Source organism: Clostridium nigeriense, assembly GCF_900086595.1.
Taxonomy (GTDB): Bacteria; Bacillota; Clostridia; order Clostridiales; family Clostridiaceae; genus Clostridium; species Clostridium nigeriense.
Window position 1 is genome coordinate 2,122,242 of record NZ_LT575472.1, and the last position, 19,241, is coordinate 2,141,482.

The 19,241-nt window shown below is 25.9% G+C and carries 13 protein-coding genes; 10 read left to right on the forward strand and 3 right to left on the reverse strand.

The window, feature by feature from the left end:
• The 9 genes from BN6774_RS10215 (at position 1) to BN6774_RS10255 (ending at position 16,101) form a co-directional block, all read left to right on the forward strand.
• The gene (locus BN6774_RS10215; RefSeq protein WP_066893262.1) at positions 1–3,225 is read left to right on the forward strand and encodes an FtsX-like permease family protein; all 3,225 of its coding nucleotides are present in this window, start codon (positions 1–3) and stop codon (positions 3,223–3,225) included.
• A 105-nt stretch (positions 3,226–3,330) separates the two neighbouring features.
• Positions 3,331–4,113 carry a class I SAM-dependent methyltransferase gene (locus tag BN6774_RS10220; protein ID WP_066893264.1) on the forward strand — a complete coding sequence of 261 codons (783 nt, stop codon included), beginning with the start codon at positions 3,331–3,333 and terminating at the stop codon, positions 4,111–4,113.
• A 75-nt stretch (positions 4,114–4,188) separates the two neighbouring features.
• Positions 4,189–7,437, forward strand: coding sequence for a DEAD/DEAH box helicase (locus tag BN6774_RS10225; protein ID WP_066893266.1), 3,249 nt, complete (start codon positions 4,189–4,191; stop codon positions 7,435–7,437).
• A gap of 134 nt (positions 7,438–7,571) precedes the next feature.
• Positions 7,572–8,729, forward strand: a complete 1,158-nt coding sequence (fliB, locus tag BN6774_RS10230; RefSeq protein ID WP_066893268.1) for a flagellin lysine-N-methylase — start codon at positions 7,572–7,574, stop codon at positions 8,727–8,729.
• 224 nt (positions 8,730–8,953) lie between these two features.
• Positions 8,954–11,581 carry a DNA mismatch repair protein MutS gene (gene mutS / locus BN6774_RS10235; protein WP_066893270.1) on the forward strand — a complete coding sequence of 876 codons (2,628 nt, stop codon included), beginning with the start codon at positions 8,954–8,956 and terminating at the stop codon, positions 11,579–11,581.
• A gap of 16 nt (positions 11,582–11,597) precedes the next feature.
• Entirely contained in the window at positions 11,598–13,481 is a 1,884-nt protein-coding gene (gene mutL / locus BN6774_RS10240) for a DNA mismatch repair endonuclease MutL (protein ID WP_066893272.1), read from the forward strand.
• 9 nt (positions 13,482–13,490) lie between these two features.
• Complete coding sequence (miaA, locus tag BN6774_RS10245; RefSeq protein ID WP_066893274.1) at positions 13,491–14,417, forward strand: tRNA (adenosine(37)-N6)-dimethylallyltransferase MiaA; 927 nt, start codon at positions 13,491–13,493, stop codon at positions 14,415–14,417.
• 30 nt (positions 14,418–14,447) lie between these two features.
• Positions 14,448–14,678: an RNA chaperone Hfq gene (gene hfq / locus BN6774_RS10250; RefSeq protein WP_066893276.1), complete on the forward strand. Its 231-nt coding sequence runs from the start codon at positions 14,448–14,450 to the stop codon at positions 14,676–14,678.
• A 139-nt stretch (positions 14,679–14,817) separates the two neighbouring features.
• Positions 14,818–16,101: a methionine gamma-lyase family protein gene (locus BN6774_RS10255; RefSeq protein ID WP_066893278.1), complete on the forward strand. Its 1,284-nt coding sequence runs from the start codon at positions 14,818–14,820 to the stop codon at positions 16,099–16,101.
• A gap of 51 nt (positions 16,102–16,152) precedes the next feature.
• Here the strand turns inward: BN6774_RS10255 and BN6774_RS10260 are convergent, their stop codons facing one another.
• A complete protein-coding gene (locus BN6774_RS10260) occupies positions 16,153–16,728 on the reverse strand; it encodes a metalloprotease family protein (RefSeq protein ID WP_066893280.1) in 576 nt (191 codons plus the stop codon).
• Between the two features lie 64 nt (positions 16,729–16,792).
• Positions 16,793–17,395 (reverse strand): transcriptional repressor LexA, encoded by a 603-nt coding sequence (gene lexA / locus BN6774_RS10265; protein ID WP_066893282.1) that lies wholly within the window; start codon positions 17,393–17,395, stop codon positions 16,793–16,795.
• A 163-nt stretch (positions 17,396–17,558) separates the two neighbouring features.
• On the opposite strand from lexA, the gene BN6774_RS10270 reads away from it, so the two are divergent.
• Positions 17,559–17,933: a hypothetical protein gene (locus BN6774_RS10270; protein ID WP_207644595.1), complete on the forward strand. Its 375-nt coding sequence runs from the start codon at positions 17,559–17,561 to the stop codon at positions 17,931–17,933.
• Positions 17,934–17,983: 50 nt separating this feature from the next.
• Here BN6774_RS10270 and BN6774_RS10275 read toward each other — a convergent pair whose 3' ends face one another.
• Entirely contained in the window at positions 17,984–18,979 is a 996-nt protein-coding gene (locus tag BN6774_RS10275; protein ID WP_066896603.1) for a tyrosine recombinase XerC, read from the reverse strand.
• Positions 18,980–19,241: the final 262 nt, after the last annotated feature.

Consider the following 19,241-nt stretch of genomic DNA (forward strand, 5'->3'; position numbering starts at 1 on the left):
ATGAAAACTGCTTTTTTTAAAGATGTTATAAGAGATATTAAAAAATCAAAAGGAAGATTTTTCTCGATATTTGCAATTATTGCTTTAGGAGTTGCATTTTTTTCAGGAATAAAAGTTGCTCCTATAGATATGAAAAGAACTGCGGATAAATATTATGATGATTATAATTTTATGGATTTAACATTATATTCTACATTGGGATTCATTGATGAAGATATAGATGAAATAAGAAAAGTTGAAAACATAGAAGATGTTTTTCCAACTTATTCATTAGATACAGTTACTAAGATAGGATCATCAGAACTAGTAATTAAAGTTATGGGAATACCCTTAAATAGCGATAATTATGTTAATAAATATAAGTTAATTGAAGGTAGATTACCTGAAAAATCAAATGAATGTGTAATTGAAGCTGGAAAAATAGAAAATTTAAATTTATCTATTGGTGATAAAATAAAGTTGGAATCAGGAACAAATGAAGAAATAAATGAAAGCTTAGAAAACACTGAGTATGAAATAGTTGGTAAGGTCCAAACACCATATTATTTATCTTATGAAAAAGGAACATCAACTATAGGAAATGGTAAAGTTTCAAGTTATGTAGTAATTCCAATAGATAATTTTAAGATTCCTGCTTATACGGAAGTTTATGTAACTATTAATGGTGCAAAATCTCTTAATAGTTATTCAAAGAAGTATTTTGACGTTGTTGAAGATATACAATTGTCTTTAGAATCATTAGGAAATGAAAGAGCTGGTTTAAGATATGAAGAAATTTTGAATGAAGCAAATAAAAAACTTAATGAAAGTAAATCTGAATTAAATAAACAAAAAGAAATTGGAGAAAAAAAACTTAAAGATGCTCAAAAACAAATAGAGGACTCAGAAAAAACTATAAAAAACGGTGAGGATGAATTATTTAAAAAAGAAACTGACTATAAACTTACAATAATTCAAGCAGAAAATGAAATATTATTAGGTCAATATAAAATAGATAGTGGTAAGGCTGCAATAGAATCAGCTAAGGCAACATTAACTCAAGAAAAAGCTAACGCTGAATCAATGATAAACACTGCAAAGGAATCTTTAGTAACCTTAGAAAAGAGTAAGGAAGAAATAAACATTCAGATAAATCAAAAAGAAAATGAACTTAAAAATCCTAATTTAACTGAAGTAGAAAAGAATAAGATTAAGAATGAATTAAATGGATTATATAAGACAAGAGATGAAATAAATAATGGAATTACATATATAAATCAGCAAATTAAGACTACTGAAGATAAAATTAGAACTGCTGAAGAAGAAATAGCTAATAAAGAAAAAGAATTAGCTGAGGGGCAAAATTTATTAAATGAAAACAAGAAAAAATTAGAAACTAGTAAAAAAGATGCAGAAAATCAATTTGCAAGTGCTAAACTTGATTTAGAAAATGGAAAAATAGAATTAGAAAAAGGTAAAAAAGAATATGAAGAATCTAAAGATCAGTTTGACAAAGAAATAGCATCTGCTGAAGCAAAATTAATTAAAGCTGAAAATGACATTAAATCTATTGAAGAACCAAGTTGGTATGTATTAGATAGAAATAGTCAATATTCATATGTAGACTATAAAAATAATGCAGATAGTATTGATAAACTAGCCAAGGTTTTCCCTGTATTCTTTTTCTTAGTTGCTGCTTTAGTATGTTTAACTACAATGACTAGAATGGTAGATGAACAAAGAATTAATATCGGAACATTAAAGGGACTAGGTTATTCTAAGTATAAGATTGCTTCTAAATATATAGTATATTCATTTTCCGCAAGCTTTTTAGGAAGTCTTTTTGGTCTCATTATAGGATACACAGTATTTCCAATAGTTATCTTTGATGCCTATGGAATAATGTATTCTTTACCAAAAGTAGAACTTGAATTTAATATTCCTATAGCCTTATTAATCACTTTAGTATCAGTAGCTGTTACTACATTATCATCAGTATTAGCTTGCTATAAAGAGCTATTAGAAACACCAGCAACACTTATGCGACCTAAAGCTCCTAAAGAAGGAAAAAGGATTCTTTTAGAGAGAATTAACTTTATATGGAATAGATTAGGCTTTATAGGTAAGGTAACAGTTAGAAATATATTTAGATATAAGAAAAGATTTTTCATGACTGTATTTGGAATTGCCGGATGTACAGCATTAATTGTTACTGGATTTGGTATTAAGGATTCAATAAAAACTATAGTTGATAAGCAATTTGGAGAAATTTTTAAATATGATTTAACTATAAATATAGATAAGGATATAAGCAATCTTGAAAAGAAAGATTTTGAAAAAGAATTAAGCACCTTATCAGAAATAGATAAATTACTTATGATATCTTCTGAAAATGCTAAAATTAAAACTGAAGATACTGATAAAGATATTAATTTAATTATTCCTCAGGATACATCTAAAATAGGAGAGTTTGTTAATTTTACCAATAGAACAAGCAAAGAAAAATATAAGCTAAGCGACAGTGGAATAATTTTATCGGAAAAGGCAGCGAAACAATCTAAAACTAAAATAGGAGATGAAGTGAAAATAAAATTAAATAATAAAGAGTATTCATTAAAAGTTTCTGGAATTACAGAAAATTATACATTTAATTATGCATATATATCTCCTAAATATTATAAGGAAATCTTTAATAAAGAACCAATATATAATTCTATTATAGCTAATACAGAAAATGTAGAAAATGAAAATGATTTTTCACTAAGGATAATGGAAAAATCAATAGTCAAGGGAGTATCATTTAATAGTAGTATAAGAGAAAATTTTGATAATATGATTAAGAGCTTAAACTATGTTATTATAGTAATAATTGTTTCAGCTGGAACTCTAGCATTTGTTGTACTATATAATTTAACAAATGTTAATATCAGTGAAAGAATTAGAGAAATTGCAACAATTAAAGTTTTAGGTTTTTATGACAAGGAAGTTTCTGCGTATATTTATAGGGAGAATATTTTCTTAACTATATTTGGAATATTATTTGGGGAAGTTTTAGGGATATTACTTCATAGATTTATAATGCTTACAGTTGAAATAGATAATATGATGTTTGGTAGAAATATAGATTTCCCTAGTTTTATACTTTCAGCAATTTTAACTATTGTGTTTGCAGTATTAGTTAATAGTGTTATGTTCTATAAGCTTAAAAAGGTTAAGATGGTTGAATCTTTAAAATCTGTTGATTAGAATAGGAATAGACTAAGACAATTGTTTTAGTCTATTTTTATATTTAGAACAAAAAAGCTTTTAAAGTATATAATATATGGAGTAAATAATCCTAGGAGAAAATAAATGGCATATAGTGAAATTTATAAAAAAATTGGATTTCAAAGAGAATTAAATAGGCTACAAAAACAAGCGTATTTTGGTTATGATAGAGAAATAAAAATGCTTAGAAATTTGGGAGTTGAAGATGAAAATTTGATTCTTGAAGTAGGAAGTGGGCCAGGTTTTTACACTAAAATATTATTAGATAATTTTAATAACTCTGAAGTTGTCTCATTAGATAATGATGAAACTTTACTGAATTTTGCCCTTAAAATGCTAAATAAAGACTATAGTAATAGAGTTAGCTTTATGAATGATGATATTACGAATAGTTCTATGCCAAATGATTATTTTGACATAGTGGTAGCTAGATTTGTATTTCAGCATTTACAAGATCCAATAAAGGCTTTAAAAGAAATCTATAGGATTTTAAAACCAGGTGGGAAGGTTATAATAATAGATGTAGATAGTGAATTATGGGGTCTAACATATCCTAAGAATAATTTAATTAATCAATTAAATTCTAGTTTATCTAAATTTCAATCTTCTTTAAATGGAAACAGAGAAATAGGTCGTAGTTTGTTAACTTTAATGAAATTACTTAAATTTAAAAATTTAAACATTGAAGCCGTAATTAATCATAGTGATATTTTAGGAAAAGAAAACTTTAAATATAATCTTGATAAAGAATTAGAAAAGGATCCGAGGTTTGGTAATATATTAAAAGAATATAATGACTTTTTCAACTTAAACTATTCGTCAATAATGATTTTAAAACTTTTCTTTTATGGAGAGAAACCAATTTAATCTTTAAATTTATGAAGTGGCTAAAACCACTTCTTTTTGTTATAATAAAAGAATATTGTTTTTTAAGGTGGTAGTATGTTAAAAAAAGAATTATTTGAAAAGTTCAAAAAAAATATATCAGTGAAAAATGATTTAGCAGCTAAAAAAATTTTAAAAGAAGATGCAATTTCTTCATTTAACTTTAACTTTGATGAAGGATTACTATATATAAAATCTACTATTCTATCAGAGGATTTCTATAATGAATATATTAATAAATTAGAACTAGATACAAAAAGTAAGTCTGTAATATCTACCTATTGTACATGTGATGATTTTGAAAAAAATGAATTCCGTAAAGAAAGTTATTGTTGCAAGCATCTTATTGCTACATATTATAAATTTATAAATGAAATTGAAAATAATAATGATATTTTAAAAAAGTTTGGAGATCCTTTAGAAAATAAACCTATTTTTAAAACTAAGGATAATATACTGGACTTATTACTGCAAGAAGAAAATAAAGATGAAATAAAAATGGAAATTTACATAAATAGGAGAGGTATTAAGAATAAGTTAACTGCAGAATTTAAGATTGGTTTAAAAGGATTATCATCAAACAAACTCTACGTTGTTAAGGATATAAATCAACTTTTAATTGCTATATATAATAAAATACCTATTAAATATGGAAAAGATTTTATCTTAAACTTAAGAGAACAAAGGCTTGGTATAAAAGAAAACAAAATTATTAATTTTATAGAAAAAGTAAAATCTATAGAAGATTTACATCTAAATTTTGTAAGACGTCAAGATAAATTTATAGATGGAAAAAGTATTACAATACCAGATTTTCTAATAAGGGAATTCTTCGACACAGTTTCTAAAAATAGAGTTTATTTAAATGAAGGCTTTTTCTATAGACCTGTAGAAACTGAAATAATTTATAACAAGCCCAATTTACAATTTACTCTAAAGGAACTAAGTAGTGAGTATTTATTATCTATAGATGATGGCTTACCAGAAATACTTGATAAAAATAATACAGTATTTTTATATGGAAGTAGTATTTATCTTCCAGGTTTTAATTATTGTCATGAGATTTCAAATTATTTTGAGGTTTTTAAAGATAATAATTATATAGAATTGAATAAAAGTGATGAATTTAGAATTTTATCTAGCTTGCTACCTAAGTTATATACGTTATCTGATTATGTAAATATAAATAAATCTATTAAAGATAAGATTGTAAAAGAAAATGTAAACTTTTGTTTTTATTTTGATAAAATTAATAAAGATATAACCTTGGTTCTAAAAGTAAAATATGGAAGACATGAATTCAATATTTTTCATGAATACAAAGATAAGATCATTTATAGAGACTTAAATAAAGAAGGGGAAGTTTTATCTACTTTACGGTCATTAGGTTTTGAGGCATCAGGAGATAAGTTTTATTTATTACTAGGAGATGACTATCTATTTAATTTCTTTAAGTATGATATAACTAAACTTCAAAATATAGGTGATGTGTTTTATTCTGAAAACTTTAAAATTATTAGGAAAATTAATAGTAAAAATATAACTGGGCAAATAGAAGCTGGTAAATATGATTATTTTGAATTAAATTTTAATATTGATAGCCTTTCTAAAGAAGAGGTTAAAGATATATTGATTGCATTTAAGGATAATCTAAAATATTATAAATTAAAAACAGGTGAATTTATAGATTTAGAAGAAATAGAACTTAAGAATTTTTTAAATCTATTAGATGTATTATCTGTTAATAGTGATTTTGAAGACAATAAACTAATTTTTAATAATAATAAGGCTATATTCATTGATGATTTTATTAAAGAAAAAAATATTAGATATATTAAGGGTAAAAATGAGTTAACAAAAATACAAAAAAAGATAAAAGAAGTTAAAAAGATTAATTTTAAAGAACCATTAACTTTAAATGCTAGTTTAAGAGAATACCAAAAAGAAGGCTACAATTGGCTTAAAACAATGGATTATTTAGGTTTTGGTGGAATATTAGGTGATGAGATGGGATTAGGTAAAACTATACAGGCAATTACTTTTATTTTATCAAATTTACCATCTAAAACTTTAATAGTTGCTCCTACATCTTTAATTTATAACTGGAGTAGTGAAATTGAAAAGTTTGCCCCAAGCATTAAGTTATCAGTAGTTAATGGAGGAAAGGAAGAAAGAGTTAATATATTAGAGAACATAAAAGATTACGATGTTCTTATAACAACGTATAATATATTAAAAAGGGATTTAGATTTGTATGAACATCTAAATTTTGATTACTGTTTTATAGATGAGGCTCAGTATATAAAAAATAGTAGCTCCCAAAATGCTATATCAGTAAAAAATATTAAAGCAAAAAGGAAATTTGCTTTAACTGGTACTCCAATTGAAAATTCTGTTATGGAGTTATGGTCTATATTTGATTTTATTATGCCTGGATATTTATTTGATGAAAATAGTTTTAGTGTTAGATATTATAAAAAACTACATGAGTCTAATGAAGTTTTAGAAGAATTAAATAATTTAATAAAGCCTTTTATTTTAAGACGATATAAAAAGGATGTTATAAAAGAGTTACCTTTAAAAATAGAGAAAAAGCTTCTAGTCTCTATGTCTAAAGAACAAGAAAAAATTTATAATGTATATTCTGATTATGCAAAGAGTTTAATAGAGAAGAAAGTCAAAGATGATGAATTAAAGAATAGTAAAATTGAAATATTGTCATATATAACAAAGCTTAGACAAATATGCTTAGATCCATCAGTGTTAGTCAATGATTATATAGGAAGTAGCGGAAAAATAGACTCATTAATAGAGTTGTTAAATCAAGGGATAGAAGAGGGTCATAAAATACTTGTATTTTCTCAATTTACATCAGTGCTAAGAAATATTTCAAAAAGATTAATAAATGAAGATATCTCTTATAGTTATTTAGATGGTAGTATTCCTTCTGAAAAAAGAATTCAATTGATAGATGAATTTAATAATGGAAGTAATTCGGTTTTCTTAATAAGCTTAAAAGCTGGTGGAACAGGTTTAAACTTAACCTCTGCTGATATAGTAATTCACTTTGATCCTTGGTGGAATCCTGCTGTAGAAGATCAAGCTACAGATAGAGCCCATAGATTTGGACAAAAAAATATAGTAGAAGTTATAAAACTAATATCAAAAAACACCATAGAAGAAAAAATAGTAGAACTTCAAGATGAAAAAAGAAAACTTATCGAAAAGATACTGGATAATAGTATGGAATCATCTAATATTAATTCCTTAAGTGATGAAGATATTTTAAATTTATTTTCAATTTAAAAAGTGTAGTTTAAAATTAAGTAAATTAATTTTAAACTACATTTCTATTTATATATTATAAATAATATTCTTGAATAGATTTTAACTCAGTATTAAAATTATAATATATTTTACTAATAGATGTGAGGATGAAAATGAAAATAAGAACACCAGATTATTTTAATGAATTTCAATGTATAGCTGATAAGTGTGAAGATACTTGTTGTGCTGGATGGGGAATTGTAATAGATAACGAAAGTTATCAAAAGTATTTATCTGTAAAAGGAAAATTTGGAGATAAACTAAGGAGCAAAATAATAAGTGAGAATGGAGAAAATCTATTTCTTTTAAAAGGTGATAGATGCTCTTTTTTAAACCAAGATAATTTATGTGATATATATAGCGAACTAGGTTCAGAGGGACTGTGTTACACTTGTAAGCAGTATCCACGCTATTTAGAGGAGTTTGGGAATTTACGTGAAATTGGAATTTCTCTGTCATGTCCTGAGGCTGCTAGAATTATACTAAGAAAAAAAGATAAAGTAAGATTTGAGATTACAGAAACAAATGAAGAAGTTACAAAATACAATGATATAACCCCTAATATTTATATTAACCTTATGCAATGCAGAAAAGTTATTTTTGATCTATTACAAGATAGAGAAGTAGAATTAAAATATAGATGTGCTTTAGTGCTAGCTTTTACAGATGAAATACAAAAAAAGATAGATATTAATGATATAAATTCAATTAAAGATATTAAGGAAAAATATTTAAACAAAGATTACATATGTGAAAAGATAGAGTCTTTCCAAAAGTTTAGTAATAACCTAAAAGATAAATACTTAAATATCTATGAAGTAATTGATACATTTAAAAACTTAAAACATATAAAGCCAAATGATATATTAGGATTAGAAAATTACTTGAGGTACTTTTGGCAAAATGAAGATGATATTAATATTTACTCATCCATTCATAATAGTTTTAATAAATATTATATAGAAAAAGAATATCAATTTGAGCAAATTATTTTGTACTATATATTTAGATATTTTATGAAAGCTGTTTTTGATTATGATGTATTAGCTAAAGTTAAATTTTCTTTAATAAGTTTTATTATAATTAAAGAACTATCAGTAATACGTTATTTTGAAAGTAAGGAGTTTTTAGATTCAGATATAGTAGATATTGCACATACATATTCTAAAGATATAGAACATTTAGAAGAAAATGTAGAAGTTTTACAAGAATTATTTGAAACTAATAGTGAATTTAGTTTTGAAAACTTTATGATAACTTTAATTAACTAATAATATATTTTACAGAACAATAAAATCTTATAGAATTTATATTTAAAAGGCTATATATTATATGACTACGACTTGATTCTTTAAAGGTAGTATGAAATATAAAATATATCCTTTTTCTACTTTAAGTTATCGCTTTTTATTGTTCTAACTTTATAGTATAATAGTCATAAAACCTTATGTTTTCAAGGTTTATACTTAAATTTAATTTGTGAGGTATAAAAAATATGTTAACTCCAATGATGAGACAATATTTTGAGATAAAAGAAAATTATAAAGATTGTATTCTATTTTTCAGATTAGGTGATTTTTATGAAATGTTCTTTGAAGATGCTAAAATAGCTTCAAGAGAATTAGAACTTGTTCTTACAGGAAGAGATTGTGGTCTAGAGGAAAGAGCCCCTATGTGCGGTATTCCTTTTCATGCAGCTTCTTCATATATAGCAAGGTTAGTTAATAAAGGATATAAGGTAGCTATAGGTGAGCAAGTAGAAGATCCATCTGTAGCAAAAGGAATTGTAAAGAGAGATGTTATAAAAGTAATTACTCCAGGTACTTTTATTGAATCTTCTGAAGATAGTGAGTATAAAAATACATACTTAATGTGCATTATTGAAGAAAATAGCAGCTTTGGTATTGCAATATCAGATATATCAACAGGTGAATTTAAAGTTACATCTTTTAATTCTATGAAATCAACTTTATTAGATGAAATAACAAAGGTTAATCCTAAAGAAATATTAGTTGATGTAAAGATTACTGATAGTATTTTAGATGAAATATCAACTGTTTCACAAGCTTTAATTACTAAAAGAAATTTATCAAAAGAAATTTGTAGTGAAGAAGAACTTATTAATCAGTTTTCAGAAGTTTGTATAGTGAACTTAAATGATTTATCTAAAAAAGTTTCTGGAGCTCTGCTTAAGTATATTTATGATACTCAAAAAATCACTTTAACTAATATAAACCTTTTAGAGTATTACGATATAGTAAACTATATGACTATAGATGGAAACTCAAGAAGAAATTTAGAGCTTACTGAAAGTTTAAAAGAAAAATCTAAAAAAGGTAGCTTAATTTGGGTTTTAGATAAAACAGAAACATCTATGGGAGGAAGAGCTATTAGAAAATGGATAGAAGAACCTCTTATAATAAAAAAGGAAATTGAAAAAAGATTAGAAGGGGTAGAAGAATTATTTAATAACGGCTATTTTAATGAAGATCTAAGATTGTTACTAAAAGAAATTTATGACATAGAAAGAATAGTTGGTAAAGTTTCTAATAAAAATGTAAATGCTAAAGATTTAATTTCTTTAAGAAATTCAATAGATAAATTACCTGGAATAAAAAAACACCTATCTAAAGCTAATTCTAATATTTTAAAAGAATGGTTTAAGGAATTAGACGAATTAATTGATGTTAAAAATCTTTTATCAAATTCTATACTTGATGATCCATCTATATCTGTTAAGGAAGGAAATATAATAAAGGATGGATATAATGAAGAAGTAGACAGTTTAAGAACTGCTAAGCTTCACGGGAAGGAATGGATTGCAGCTTTAGAAAATAGAGAAAGAGAATTTACAGGAATTAAATCACTTAAAGTAGGTTACAATAAAGTATTTGGTTATTATATTGAAATCTCTAAAGCAAATTATTCTTCTATACCAGAAGGAAGGTATATAAGGAAACAAACTTTAGCAAACGCTGAAAGATTTATTACTCAAGAGTTAAAAGAAATGGAAGATAAAATTTTAGGCGCTGAAGAAAAGTTAATCTCTTTAGAATATAATTTATTCGTTGAAATTAGAGAGGCTATTGAAAGAGAAATTCCAAGGCTTAAACAAAGTGCTAGAATAATAGGAAATTTAGATGCATTATCAACTCTAGCTTTAATAGCTTTAGAAAATGATTATACAAAACCATTGATAAACGAAAGTGGAATTATAGATATAAAAGAAGGTAGACATCCAGTAGTTGAAAAAGTTATAGGTAATGGTGAGTTTGTAGCTAATGATACAAATCTTAATACTAAAGATAATAGACTTCTATTAATTACAGGACCAAATATGGCTGGAAAATCTACTTATATGAGGCAAGTTGCATTAATTACATTAATGGCCCAAATAGGATCCTTTGTCCCAGCTAAAGAAGCTAATATATCTGTTTGTGATAAGATATTTACTAGAATAGGTGCTTCAGATGATTTAGCTGGTGGTAAGTCTACTTTTATGGTTGAAATGTGGGAAGTATCAAATATCTTAAAGAATGCTACTTCAAAAAGTTTAGTTTTATTAGATGAAGTTGGTAGAGGTACTTCAACTTATGATGGTCTTAGTATAGCTTGGTCTGTTATAGAATATATATCTAACAATAAAAACCTTAAATGCAAGACTTTATTTGCTACTCACTATCATGAACTTACAAGATTAGAAGGTAATATAGATGGAGTAAAGAATTATTCAGTTGCAGTTTCCGAAGTTGAAGATAATATAATCTTTTTAAGGAAAATAGTAGAAGGTGGTGCAGATCAATCTTACGGAATAGAAGTTGCAAAACTTGCAGGGTTACCAAGTGAAGTTATTGAAAGAGCAAAAGAAATTTTATCTTCTCTTGAGAATAACAATAATGATAACCATATTGAAGTAATTAAAGAAATAGCTATAGAGAAAGAGGAAAAGCCTAAAAAAAATAAAAAAATAGTTAAAGAAGAAAATTATCAATTAGATTTTGGCGCTATAGAAAAAGATAATCTAATTAATACTATAGCAGAACTAGATATTATGTCATTAACTCCAATGGAAGCTATGAATGAATTATACAAACTAACGATAGAAGCTAAAAAATTAAAGTAATTTAAGGGGTGAGAATATGAAGAGAATAAATATTCTAGATGAACATACCTCTAATAAAATAGCAGCAGGAGAAGTTGTAGAAAGACCTTCTTCAGTTGTAAAAGAATTAATGGAGAACTCTATAGATGCAGGTTCAAAGAATATAACGATAGAAATAGAAGAGGGTGGAATATCCTTAATTAGGATAATAGATGACGGTCATGGTATACATAGGGATGACATAAAAAAGGCATTCTTACCTCATGCAACATCAAAGATAAAGGATGTTGATGATATTTATTCAATAATGACTCTTGGATTTAGAGGAGAAGCATTAGCTTCTATAGCATCTATATCAAAAGTAAGTTTAAAAAGCAGAATAGAAAAAGAAGAGTTTGGTTCTGAAATTATTATAGAGGGTGGAGAAATCTTATCTATAAATAGTATAGGTACAAATAAAGGTACAATAATTGAAGTCAAAGATTTATTTTTTAATGTTCCTGCAAGAAAAAAATTTTTAAAATCTATTTCTAGGGAAGGGGCTTTAATTGGAGATATAGTTAATAGAGTAGCTTTATCTCATCCAGATATATCTATAAAGTTTTATAATAACGGTAAAAAGACATTACATACTTATGGAACAGGTAACTTAATAGATGTAATTAGAACAATATATGGTAAAAATATTAGTGAAAATTTAATTTACTTTGAGAGTAAAGAAGAAGCTATATCTTTATATGGTTATATAGGCAAAGAAGAAATATCGAGAGGTTCTAGAAACAATCAAAGTATATTTGTTAATGGTAGATATATAAAGAATAAAACTATTGTAGCTGCTGTAGAAAATGCTTTTAAATCTTTTGCAACAGTTAATAAATTTCCTTTCTTCGTTTTATTTTTAGAATTATATCCTGAATTTGTAGATGTGAATATACATCCTACTAAAGCAGAGATTAAATTCAAAGAAGATAGAGGTATATTTAAAAAAGTTTTTGATTCAGTTCACAAAGCTTTTAAAAATGAAGTTTTTGAAGATTTTTATATTCCTGAAGAAGAAAAGAATGAAGAAAATAATAAAGCTGAAATCGAAGAAATTGAGTTTAATATTAATGATACTTCTTATGAATCAAGAGAACTTCAGGAAGAAAAACTAATTTCTAGAGATATAGAAAATGTATCTTATGAAGAGATAAAAAAGGAAGAGGAATTATATAATAACTTAAAGAATTTAAATAGTATTATCAATACAGAAAAAGTATATAATATTGAAAAACCTACTATTAAGGAAGAAAAAAATTTAAATTATATAAATATCAAAAATGAAAAAGAAAAAATTCCTAAGTTTCCTAATTTAAAGGTTATAGGCCAATTTAATAAAATGTATATATTAGCTGAGTATGAAGATATTTTATATATTATAGATCAGCATGCAGCACATGAAAAAATACTATTTGAAAAATATCTAAATAGTATTGAAGAGGGGGATATTGTAGTACAACAGCTTTTAGTACCAATCCTAATTGATTTAACAACAGATGATTATTGTTATTATGAAGAGAATTTGAATATATTTACTAAAGCAGGGTTTATGATAGAAAGTTTTGGTGGAAATACTATAGCTATAAAAGAAGTTCCTTATTTTTTAGGTAAACTTGATGCTAGAAACTTATTTATAAATATATTAGACAATATTAAAGGTTTAGGTAGTGGAAAAACTACAGAGGTTAAATATAACAGAATAGCAACTTTAGCATGCAAAGCTGCAGTAAAAGCTAATGATTATTTAAATGAACATGAAATGGATAAGTTAGTGAATGATTTAAGATATATCGACGACCCCTTCCATTGTCCGCATGGTAGACCAGTAATTATCAAGTTTAGCAATTATGAATTAGATAAGAAATTTAGAAGAATAGTATAGGGAGAAACAATGAATAATAAACTTTTAATTATAGCTGGCCCAACAGCTGTAGGAAAGACTGATTTATCTATAAAGCTAGCAAAAGAATTAAATGGTGAAATAGTATCAACTGATTCTATGCAAATATATAAGTATATGGATATAGGCTCGGCTAAAGTAACTAAAGAAGAAATGAATGGAGTAATCCATCATATGATAGATGTTATAGAACCTGATGTACCTTTTTCAGTAGCAGAATATAAAATAATGGCTACAAATTGTATTGAAGATATATTATCTAGAAAAAAATTACCTATATTAGTTGGTGGTACGGGATTATATATAAATTCTATAACTTGTAATATGAATTTTACAGAATCAGAAAGTGATGAAGAATATAGAAAAGAGTTAGAAACTCTAGCCAATAAATATGGAAATGAGTATATCCATAATATGCTTAAGGATATAGATCCTATAAGTTTTCATGAAATTCACTTTAATAATAGAAAAAGAGTAATAAGAGCATTAGAAGTTTATAAACTAACTAAAAAGCCATTTAGCTCTTTTAATGCTGGTAATGAATTTTATAATGGACCTTATGATGTTAGCTATTATGTTCTTAATATGGATAGAGAAAAGCTATATGAAAGAATTAATTTAAGAGTTGATATAATGCTTAAGAATGGTTTAGTTGAAGAGTGCATAAAACTTAAAAATATGGGGTATAATTCTCTTATGCAATCAATGCAGGGAATAGGGTATAAAGAAATATTTTACTACTTAGAAAATAAAATTTCATATGAAAACGCAGTGGAAATGATTAAGCAGGGATCTAGAAATTATGCTAAGAGACAACTAACTTGGTTTAGAAGAGATCCAAGGGTAACCTTTCTAAATAAAGATGAATTAACTGAAGATGAGATATTTGACAAAGTAGTTAAAGAACTAAATTTATAATAGATTTAATATTTTTGGGAGGTAATATGTATGAAGCAACCTAACAATTTACAAGATATTTTTTTAAATGGAGCTAGAAAAAATAGAATATCTGTAATTATTTATTTAACAAATGGATTTCAATTAAAAGGATACGTAAAGGGCTTTGACAGTTTTACTGTAGTACTTGATAGTGATGGTAAACAAATGCTAGTTTATAAGCATGCAATTACTACTATAACACCTTCAAAACCAATATTATTTAATAATGATGAAGAGTAGACATATTTGTCTACTCTTTCTATTTATAAAATTGAAGTATTTAAAAAGAATATGAAATATGTTAATATTATTTTTATGGCAGTAAAATTTACAAATAAGAAGGGAGAGCAGCATATTAAATTAATATGCTAACGATATTATGCTAAAACAAACTGAAGATTTAATGATAAAAACTTTAAGATTTAAAGAGAATACATTTGAGCTATATAATAAGGCTCTAAAAGATGTAGAAGAGGTATTTAATTCTTATGATGATATTAGAGAGTATAATCAATTAAAAGTATTAAAGGCTTTTCAGGAAGAAAGAATTAGTGAGTCACACTTTACTAATTCATCCGGATATGGATATGATGATATAGGTAGAGAGTCTTTAGATAAAGTTTATGCAAGAGTATTTAATACAGAAAGTGCTTTAGTTAGACCTCATTTTGTTAATGGTACACATGCTATAGGTTGTGCTTTAATGGGTAATTTAAGAACAGGGGATACAATGGTATGTATTTCAGGCGCTCCTTATGATACTCTTCATAATATTATTGGAATAAGTGGAAAGAAAAATATAGGTTCTCTTAAAGAGTATGGAGTTAATTATAAGCAAGTAGACTTAAAAAATGGAAAGTTTGATTATGAGAAAATTAAAGAAGTATTAACTAATGATAATACGATAAAATTAATACACATACAAAGAAGTACAGGATATGGATGGAGAAATTCCTTCTTAGTAAGTGAAATAGGTGAAGTAATTAAATTTGTTAAAGAAATCAAGGAAGATGTAATTGTGTTTGTAGATAATTGTTATGGAGAGTTTATAGATACAATTGAACCCACAGATGTAGGGGCTGATTTAATTGCTGGGTCATTAATTAAAAACATTGGAGGAGGAATTGCACCTACAGGAGGATATGTAGCTGGTAAAGCTCAATTTGTAGAACAAGCTGCCTATAGATTAACAACTCCTGGAATAGGAGGAGAGTGTGGTTCAACTTTCGGTGTTATGCGTCAATTTTATCAAGGATTATTTTTAGCGCCTCATGTAGCTATGGAAGCTGTGAAAGGAGCAGTTTTCTGCTCAAGAATAATGGAACTTGCAGGATTTGAAGTTCTTCCTAAGTATAATGAAAAAAGAAGTGATATAATTCAAGCTATTAAGTTTGGAGATAAAGAAAAGTTAATAAAATTCTGTAAGGGAATTCAAAAGGGGTCTCCTATTGATTCCTTTGTTGAATGTGAACCATGGGCTATGCCAGGGTATAATGATGAGGTTATAATGGCGGCTGGGGCATTTATACAAGGTTCATCAATCGAATTATCTGCTGATGCGCCTATTAGGGAACCATATATAGCTTATCTTCAAGGAGGATTAACCTTTGATCATGCTAAGATAGGTATAATGATTTCTCTAAACAATATACTTAATAGTTAATATAAAATATGAAAGAAGAAATTAAGATGAGCTCTTAATTTCTTCTAATTTTTAAGGATAAAAAATCAATTCATCAGTATCTAATTTTATACTATTTCCTTTAGAATAATTTTTTAAAATAAGTATTAAGCAAATTAAATCTTTTGAAGCTATAATAGCACTTGCTGATGCTATTACATATAGGTAAACATTAAATTCTAGTATATAGCTTACAATTGTTGGGATAATAGCTAAAATAATAAATGGAAGTATTAAGGATATAATCACTCTGATTTTAGATATTTTTGTATTAGAAGATATATCTATTGATAAAGTATAGGGATTTACTTTTAAACTTATATTATCTTTATTAAAAACTTTTGGTAGAAATAAAGCTTTAAAAAAAGAATATGGAAAGTCAATAAATATATAAGTTATAATTAGTATACATAAAACTTTAATACCAGTTTTTATATAATCATCACCAAAGAAAAATAAGCTATATCCTAATCCAAATGCATAAAGTGCTGCAATTATAACCTTAAAAAGTAATATTATAGAAGAAAAAGTTTTTTTATTAATTGTAAAATTTTCTTCAACTGAATATTCTTCAAGATTCTTATTAGATTTTAAAATAGAAATTTTCAAATTATCCCTCCTTAAAAATGTAAAAAAATAAGAGCCATACACAATATTGTATGACTCATAATTATTAATATGCTCTAAATAGACCGACTAATTTTCCTAATATACTACAATCTTCAACAATAATAGGAGATAAACTATCATTCTCTGGTTGAAGCCTGATATGATTCTTTTCTTTATAGAAAGTTTTTATGGTTGCTTCGTTTTCTATTAATGCTACAACTATTTCACCATTTTGAGCAGTTGGTGCTTTTTCAATGATTGCATAGTCGCCATCATTTATTCCTGCATTAATCATACTATTACCAGTAACTCTTAATATGAAAAGTTCATCATTATGTTTTATATAATCTATAGGAATAGGGAAGGTATCTTCAATATTTTCAGTTGCTAAGATCGGTGCTCCTGCAGTTACTTTACCAATTATAGGTATGTTTAACATCTCTTTTTTACTATTCGACATTTCTATAATTTCAAGTGCTCTAGGTTTTGTAGGATCTCTTTTAATTAACCCCTTTTTCTCAAGCCTTTTTAAATGTCCATGAACAGTTGAAGTTGATCTTAAATTTACAGCTTCACAAATCTCTCTTACTGATGGGGGATATCCTTTATTTTCTGTATATATTTTTAAAAACTCATATATTTCCAGTTGTTTATCTCTTACTTCCATTAATAAAACACCTCACTTTATTGGAAATATTATATCATAAAACGCTCGTAATATCAAACTTATGTTCTTTAGTTGAATATTGATTTATTCATTTGATTATTTTAAATAACTTTGATATAATATGTCTTACGTTAAAATCTAAATGAATGGTAGGTGTGCTTTGGTGAATATTAATAAATATACTGATGATGATATTTGTGATATATATCCTAATAGAATCTGTGATAACTGTGGTGATTGTTTAAAAGAAGAAGGAATAGATGTTAGAGCAATAAAAATAGAAGACATAGCAAAGAATATTGAGGAAAATGAGTTTCTAGAAGCAGAATATAAAACTATGCTTGAGGCATTAAAAGAAGAAGAAGCTACTAAATTAGAGTTAAACAACAATTATGAAGAAAATAGTTCTTTAGATTATATAGATGCTTTTGATCATATAGAATATATAGATGACTTAGATTACTTGGAAGAAGATTTTGATGAAGCTACTGAAGAAGTATTTCCTGGTTTTAGAAAATTAAAGAAAAAGCTTTATTAATAATATTAGTGAAAGAAAAAGATATGTGTAGTTTTACACATATCTTTTTCTTATAATTTTGAAAGAGGATTAGATTTAACTGCATCCCTTAAGATCTCATCATCAACGTGGGTATATATTTGAGTAGTAGCTATATTTTCATGGCCTAATATACTTTGTAAACTCCTTATATCAACATTACCATGCTTGTACATCAATGTAGCTGCTGTATGCCTTAGTTTATGAGGGGTATATTTCTCATCACTTAAACCGGAGTTTGTAATATGTTTTTTTACTAATAATTCTACGGTTCTTTTATTTATAGGTTTAAAGCGGGAGGAGAGTAGTAGATAATCTTTATCCTCAGGAAGGCACTTTGAATCATCTCTAACCTTTAAATAATTATTAATAGCCTTAACACATGCTTCGTTTAAATAAACAGTTCTTTCTTTATTTCCTTTACCTATAATAGTTAGTGTATCTCCCTTTATTTTATCTATTTTTATTCCACAAAGTTCTGACAAACGCATTCCACAATTTAGAAATAAAGTTAGTATACAATAATCTCTAAAGTAATTTTTATTATTTTCATCTAAAGAACTTAATAAATTAACACTTTCATCTAATGTTAAATAAATTGGATGTCTTTTATTTATTTTAGGAGATTCTAATTCTAATGTTGGATTATCTTCAATAATCTTAGCTTTACCTTGAAGGAATTTAAAATAAGATTTTAAAGCTGCAACCTTTCTAGCTCTAGCATAATTTCCATTATTTCTTTGCTTTTCTGCAAAATTTAAGAAAGCATAAATATCTGTTAATTGTATGTTTCTTAAAAAGTTATTATCTATGTCTTTTATATCTATTTCATGAAATTCCAAAGAATCATCAAATACCAAACCTTTATATATCTTTAGAAATTTAAAAAACATAGCTAAATCTACTTCATATCCTTTAATAGTATTAATGGATTTACCTTTAATAGTTTCTAAATAATTCAAAAAATCTATAATTGATTGTGGTAAATTTCTAATTTCAACTTTTTCAATTCCGTACTTATTTCTTATTGTATCAAAAGTTGAATTTATTTTTTCGTCAGATTTCAATTGTATATTTGAGACAGAATTTTTCTTTTGAAGTTTTTGACCTTTCTTAATGGTTCTATTAATACCTAATTCCTTTAACCAAATTTGTATATTGCGAACACCTATATTATATATCTCAGAAAGTTGTGAAGTAGAGAGCTTATGTATTTCAACAAGTTTATATAAATCTTCAATTATATATTCATAACCACGTTCAACACCTAAACTATAATAATTAGAATAA